The sequence below is a fragment of the Capnocytophaga sp. oral taxon 336 str. F0502 genome (genome assembly GCF_000411575.1).
Taxonomy (GTDB): Bacteria; Bacteroidota; Bacteroidia; order Flavobacteriales; family Flavobacteriaceae; genus Capnocytophaga; species Capnocytophaga ochracea.
The window spans coordinates 167930-174528 of sequence record NZ_KE150492.1; the positions used below are offsets into that span (position 1 = coordinate 167930).

General features: G+C 38.3%; 4 protein-coding genes, 1 pseudogene and 1 riboswitch. All 5 genes and pseudogenes read right to left on the bottom strand.

The annotated features are described in order from the left end of the window. Window positions 1–271 precede the first annotated feature (271 nt). The 5 genes and pseudogenes from HMPREF1528_RS10575 to HMPREF1528_RS10595 all read right to left on the bottom strand — a co-directional run bounded on the left by HMPREF1528_RS10575 (window position 272) and on the right by HMPREF1528_RS10595 (window position 6399). Window positions 272–798, bottom strand: a pseudogene (locus HMPREF1528_RS10575) (hypothetical protein). 96 nt (window positions 799–894) lie between these two features. Continuing rightward, the gene (locus HMPREF1528_RS10580; RefSeq protein ID WP_016479738.1) at window positions 895–3057 is read right to left on the bottom strand and encodes a TonB-dependent receptor; all 2163 of its coding nucleotides are present in this window, start codon (window positions 3055–3057) and stop codon (window positions 895–897) included. Between the two features lie 95 nt (window positions 3058–3152). Next, window positions 3153–3243, bottom strand: a riboswitch (TPP riboswitch). A 44-nt stretch (window positions 3244–3287) separates the two neighbouring features. Further along, a complete protein-coding gene (gene brnQ, locus HMPREF1528_RS10585; protein WP_016479739.1) occupies window positions 3288–4592 on the bottom strand; it encodes a branched-chain amino acid transport system II carrier protein in 1305 nt (434 codons plus the stop codon). A 60-nt stretch (window positions 4593–4652) separates the two neighbouring features. Then, window positions 4653–5513, bottom strand: a complete 861-nt coding sequence (locus tag HMPREF1528_RS10590) for an SDR family oxidoreductase (RefSeq protein WP_016479740.1) — start codon at window positions 5511–5513, stop codon at window positions 4653–4655. Window positions 5514–5526: 13 nt separating this feature from the next. After that, window positions 5527–6399, bottom strand: a complete 873-nt coding sequence (locus tag HMPREF1528_RS10595; protein ID WP_016479741.1) for a hypothetical protein — start codon at window positions 6397–6399, stop codon at window positions 5527–5529. Between the last annotated feature and the right edge of the window lie 200 nt (window positions 6400–6599).

The window sequence follows — 6599 nt, forward strand, 5'->3', positions numbered from 1 at the left end:
AACCAATAAGGATATCTTTGTTGTTAGAAGTGCAAAGATAGTAAATAATTGTAAATAGAAGACAATTAAATAACGATTTTTTAGTTTAGAGATTTTTACTAAAATTAAGAAATCATATAGTTTTCCCTTAAAAATTTTAAACTTATAAAAGTATGAAATTCAATGTTTTATATAGCCTTTGTATACCTATCTTCCAAGATTCGTTCAAGCTTCCTATAAGCTTTCTATAAGCTAAGCATATCTACCCTATATATAAAAAGTCTTAAAATTTTCAGATTTTCACACTTACCCCCACTTTAAATGAAAGAGCATTTCCAAAAGCCACTTGTCCGTTGAGTCCTACGCTTTTGAAGATAAAATAGCGAAAACCTAAATGTGCATTCCACAATACAAAATTATTAGGGTGTTCTCTTCTGAATTTTTCGGGTTAGGATCGGAGGAACTATCACAACCACCTGAACTATGTCCGTCAGGAGTATCGCTTTGCCAAAAACAATACCCTATTGAAAGCCCTGTATACCAATCGGTAGTCATACGATGGTCAAAATGGAAGTCCACACTGAACTCAGGTACGTAAGCAGTTTCGTATTTACTTTTAAGATTAAAACTCTGGTTAGAAAAGTCAGCTCCCACCGAGAAACGAGATGTTGCCCCATAGTGTACCCCTCCGCCTATAATACCTCCTATAAACGAAGCACCTGTTTGCGCATCAATAAATACATCACCTTTGGTGTAGGCTTCTTGAGCGCTTATTTGCAATGCAAAAAACAATAGAATAAAGAGTAAAAACTTTCTCATATAAGGTTTGTTTTTTATTCGCGACAAAGATAATAAAAGAAATGGAAACTTCAAAACAAAGTAACAAAAACTATAGAAGACTTTATCTTTTATCTCCTAAAAACTGAGCGTTACCCCTGCTAAGTAATTCGCTTCGGCAGCGGGAATATACACCATTCCATAGCCGTTATCGCCGTAAGGAGTGTATTTGGTATTGAAAATGTTATTCCCCATTACCGAAAACAATACCGATTTGAAAGTGCTTTTAGGTTTCCACTCGTATTGCAGACTGAGGTTGTTCACGAAATAAGCATCAAGCTTTGCTTCCTCACGCTCGGTGTTATCTACATATTGTGCACCTACATATTTAGAAATCAAACCTATTTGAAAACCCTCAATAGGTATAAAAGTAATCGTATTACCTATAATGATATCAGGAGTATATGAAATGCGAGTGTCGCCCCAGCTAATGGTGCGAGTGGCTACCTCAGCATCTTGACTCTTATAATCTCTGTTTATATTTTTGCTAAAAGCTATATTAGGCAACCACAACCAACGTTCTGAGAGTTGCACCATCGCATCGGCTTCAATTCCTGCACGATAGCTCTTGCCTACATTCTCACGGATAGGATAACCGGTGCTATTGAGCTTACCTGAAAGCACTAATTGGTCTTCATAGCCCATATAATAACCATTGAGATTCAAACGCACTTTGGGGGTGGTGAGTCGCCAACCGAGTTCTATATCGTTGAGCTTCTCGGCGATAGGTTTTTTAGCATTAAGGTCGTCCTGTAAGGCTTCGTAATAACTCTTGTAATCGGAGCGGTTAGGCTCTTTGGTAGCACGAGCATAAGAGAGGTAAAGGTCGTTATGTGCATTCAAGAAGAAGGTAATACCCGCCTTAGGGTTGAAACTGTTAAGGCTTTCGTCTATTTTGTATTTATTCGCCTTATACCCTACGTGACGGAATTGTACATCAGCAAACAGGCTCCATTTAGGGGCAAATTGCCAAGTGAGTTTCCCGTAGCCTGCCACTTCTTCTTTGGTGTTGAGCCCTTCGTAGCTATAACGATTGCCATACACAAAAGGTGCTTTTTCTGCCCATAACAAGTCTTTGTAATGCGACCCTTCATAGCGATTGAGCAATCCTCCAAAGAGCAGTTGCACACCATCTTTCTGATAGTTCGCCGAAAAAGTAGTACCCCAGAAATCGTTGTCTAATCCTTGTTGGTGAATGATGTATGCTTTTTGCTCCTTGCCTGCTCCGTCGAGCACTTTGGGCAAACCTACCTTAGAATATTTTTTCTTCTCATAGTTCTCCCAATAGCCTTTACCTTTGGTGTAGTGGAAGGAAAGTTGCGTATGCCACGCCGTATTCCACTGTTGTGTCCAGTGCAGTTGGGCGTGGTCTTGCTGATAGTTATCGGTTTCATTGTCATAGAAACGTTTGTTACCAGCGGTATCTTTGTATTCACCCGCAGGATTGTAGCGACGATTGCTATTCAAAGTTTCCTTATCTACTCCCAGATAAGTGAGATAGACACTTTGTTTGCCTCCAAATACCAATCCTTTGATGAGCGTCCCCCCGTGGCTATAAGCGCCTTGTAAGAAATAGGATTTAAGGTCGGAGGAAGCGCGGTCGCGATAGCCATCACTCTTGATAACAGAAAAGCGTCCACTGAGCTCAAAACGGTCGTTGAGTTTTCCGGTGGAAAGTTTAAGGCTGTGTTTGTGAGTATTATAACTGCCGTAGAAGTTAGCGAGTTCTCCTGATGCCTGCTCTTGTACAGCATCGGTGAGAACGTTTAGACTTGCGCCAAAAGCTCCTGCCCCATTAGAAGAAGTACCTACTCCGCGTTGCAACTGTATGCTCTCGGCTGAGGAAGCAAAATCGGAGAGATTATACCAGAAAACCCCTTGTGATTCGGAGTCGTTGAGCGGTATGCCGTTGATAGTAACATTGGTACGGTACAAGTCGCTCCCTCGTACAAACATATTGCTACTACCAAAGCCTGAACCATCTTCGGAATAGCTCACTACATTAGGTAACTGACCTAACAACAAAGGCAACTGCTGACCGAAATTTTTGGTCTTGATTTCCTTCTTAGAGAGGTTAGAAAAGGTTACGGGAAGTTTTTTGGTAGCCCTCACGGACGATACTAATACTTCGTCTAACTGAATGGGCTTAGGTGAAGGGACGATAGAGTCAGGCTCTATTGCCTGTTGTGCCATTGCCGATGTAGTAAGGCAAATAGCAGTGTACAAAAGTACATTTTTCATTGTAAAATAAATATTTACAAATAAAAGAGGCTATTATTTGGTGTGTTAATAAAATAAAAAAGCCTGTTTATGCTACCCAAAAGCAAAAACAAGCTCCAATTGCTTAGTTTCATTCCTTCAACGGGATTATCCGTTCAAGTTCAATGGGTATAATCTCAGCCTGTTACAGCACCCCTTATGAGACGGCGCAAAAGTACAAATAAATACTAAAACCGCAAATAATACGCTAATTATTTCTTCTTAAAGCCTTTTATGAAAGCTGTAATAATAAAAGTTAGCAAGGCAGGTAAAAACCATTCTAAACCGTAATCGCTCAAAGGTAATAGGCTTTTAATTTCATAAAGCTTATCAAAGGGAAGTCCTAATGTCTGACAGCTATCAATAGTGGAAATAATAGCAGTGACCAATACGCTTAAAATATAGGGTAATTTGCTATTTACAAAGCGGTCGAAGATTAAAACGGTTATAATGAGAGTAGAGACTATGGGGTATATAAATAGCAGAATATAAATCGCATAATTGATGATATTATCCACCGTGTTAATTGATAATACTACTGAAATAAGCGTACAGGCTATAGCACCTGCTTTGTACGGGATGCGTTGGTGAGTTACTTCTTCAAAGAACAAACCCACTGCTGATGTAAGAGCAATAGCGGTAGTAAGACAAGCAAAACCAATAGCTAAAGCAACAGTGATAGTACCCCATTTTCCTAAAACAGAATGAGAAATGTGTAACAAAAGCTCAGTGCGTTGTACACTATCAGTTAAAGGGTAATCGGTAGTGGCGCCTAAGTAGATAAGCCCTCCATAAATAAACAACAAACAGAGCGTAGAAAGCATTCCAGCTGCAAAAGTAACAGAAACACGCTCATTGCGTGAGGTATAGCCACTATCTATTACTGCTGCAATAACAATACCTGCAAAGATAACCGAAGCCAGTAAATCCATTGTTTGGTAGCCTTCTAAGAAACCTAACGAAAAACTTTCGGTGGCTGTAAATGCCGTAGAGGTAATACTATCGGGGGGAAAGCATACGCCTAAAACAATAAGCAATACTAAAACTATCAGCAGAAAAGGAGTGAGAAACCTGCCTATAATGCTTACAATCTTGGATTTCGATATAGATAATGCAGTTACAACGGCAAAGAATAAAACGATGAACCACACCTTAGGAAAAGCAGGTAATAAGGGCTGTATACCTACTTCAAAAGTAGTAGCAGCGGTGCGTGGGATAGCTACCAAAGGACCTATGCATAAAATAACTAATAACGTAAGGATTTTAATAAGCCAAGGGTGTGTTTTCTTCCCTAAATCAGTGAAGTGAGTGCCCGTTTTAGCCACCATTAACACCCCTAAAAAAGGAGCTAAAATAGCGGTGATAAAAAAGCCTAACAACGCCATACCCCATTCACCTTCCGTTCTTAAACCTATGAACGGAGGTAATATAAGATTACCCGCCCCAAAGAACATCGCAAATAAAGCGAAGCCTACGGTGGTAATAGTTTTCCATTTGCTTTTACGAATATGATGCATAGAGGTAAAAAATAACTCTGCAAAAATAGTAATTTTATACTACAAATGCAAATATTTATTTTAAAGCCCCTCAAAAAATGCCTTCAACCTATGTTTTCCTACCTTCATTGGCGCTACCGAATCCATTGCCATTACGGTGAAAACGAATTCTATAGTGCCGTAAGCACTTTTAGGTAAGAAATATTTGCCTATTTTCAAAACAGACTTCCGTACCCAATCAGGCAAAAAACCGACCTTCACAGGCTTATGTAACACCTCGAAAGCCAAAGTAGCGATTTCATACTGGGTGAACACCTCAGCCCCTCCTACATTCACTTCCTTTTCGGAGCTCTCTAATTGCGCTACACACACCTCGGCTAAATCCTCGCCGTGAATAGGATTCATAGCGTATTGCCCTTTGCCAAACAGGCGCACTTTACCTTCTTTTGCCATCGAAAAGATAGTAGCTATATCGCTGTAAAAAGCCGATGGACGCACGATACAGTAGTCCATTCCACTGGTTTTAAGGGTATCTACAAAACGCTCTTTGGCAGCCCCAATGGCAATAGGACGTAGTGCTTCGCCGTTTAATACGGAAATATATACGAACTTACGTACCCCTGAGCGCAGTGCTTCATCAAGCAAGTTCTTGTTAGCTGCATAATCTACTTGCTCGTAGGTGAGTTTGTCTTTCTGCCGAGTAATTCCGACAGCGGAAATCACTTGGGTAACCCCCTCGCACACACCGAGTAAAGTATTGGGTTTAGTTACCTCAGCCTCAACTACTTCTAATAGCGGGTGGGTAAGTAAGGCGGGTGCTATTTTCGACTTATTGCGTACTATAATGCGGGTAGGGTATTCTTTTTTTAAGAGTTCAGCTAATATAAACTGACCTAAATAACCGGTCGCTCCGGCTAATAATATTTTTTCTGATGATTTCATACTGTTCTATTTTTTACCAACCTTTGTCATCAGTACTGTGCACTCTCCATTCTTGATAGCCGTTAATAAGCCATTCTTTTGTGCTGATATCATACTTTATTACTTGATAGCTTAGTGGATTGTTTTCATCTTTATAGAAAAGATAAATATTACCATCTCCACGGACATTTGCAGCAAGGTTGTCTTTTAAATATCCGTAATACACAAATCTATCTTTTTCTTTAAGGAGTTTATGTTTTACAAATTGGTTTTTAATTTCTTTAGAAAGATATTCTTTTTCAAACGAAGAAATAGAAGATTTAAAACGTACGGTTTTATAATTGTCTTTAAACTTTAGTTCTCTTACTTCATCCTTTTCAATCATTAGAAATTTTAAACCTCCTCCTCCAAGTACCTGTCTTGAAGCAGCTACTTCTGCAAAAGCGACATCATCATCGAAAATAATTTTTTGAACCCCCATATTATAGACTCCAAAATTCATTACACTTCCTCCTCCAATAGCGATTAAAGGATATTCTTTAATCTTAAAAGTTTTTTTCTCTTCGTTAAAAGTGTAATTTTGGAGCATTACACTTCTATCCTTGTAAAGAAAAACAAAAATATTTTGCTTTTCTTTATAAGCATCAATTAAGTTAGGAATCAACATTGTAATATCATTAATCTCTTGTTCAATAGCCTTATCAATGAAAGGAAGAGCTTTTTTTATATTATTTCTCTTTACCTCTTGTTTATCTAACAAACTTAACTTTTTGTCTTTTTTTAGATAAAGTTCCCAAATTACAATATCCTTGTCCTCTATATTTCTTTCTTTTTGATAAAGAGTATACTCATCAGATAATTGAATAGGATTTTTTTCATCTCTTGGTTTATATTCTTGTGCGTTCATAACAAAAATATTTAATGTTATGATAAAGAGTGTTAGGTTTCTCATAGTTTTTTCTTTTACCAACCTTTATCCTCAGTACTGTGCACTCTCCATTCTTGATAGCCATTAATAAGCCATTCTTTTGTGCTGATATCATACTTTATTACTTGATAGCTTAGTGGATTGTTTTCATCTTTATAGAAAAGATAAATATTACCATC

Coding starts and splice junctions, on each gene's coding strand:
- HMPREF1528_RS10580 (WP_016479738.1), bottom strand. CDS start 3,057: ATGAAAAATGTACTTTTGTACACTGCTATTTGCCTTACTACATCGGCA.
- brnQ (WP_016479739.1), bottom strand. CDS start 4,592: ATGCATCATATTCGTAAAAGCAAATGGAAAACTATTACCACCGTAGGC.
- HMPREF1528_RS10590 (WP_016479740.1), bottom strand. CDS start 5,513: ATGAAATCATCAGAAAAAATATTATTAGCCGGAGCGACCGGTTATTTA.
- HMPREF1528_RS10595 (WP_016479741.1), bottom strand. CDS start 6,399: ATGAACGCACAAGAATATAAACCAAGAGATGAAAAAAATCCTATTCAA.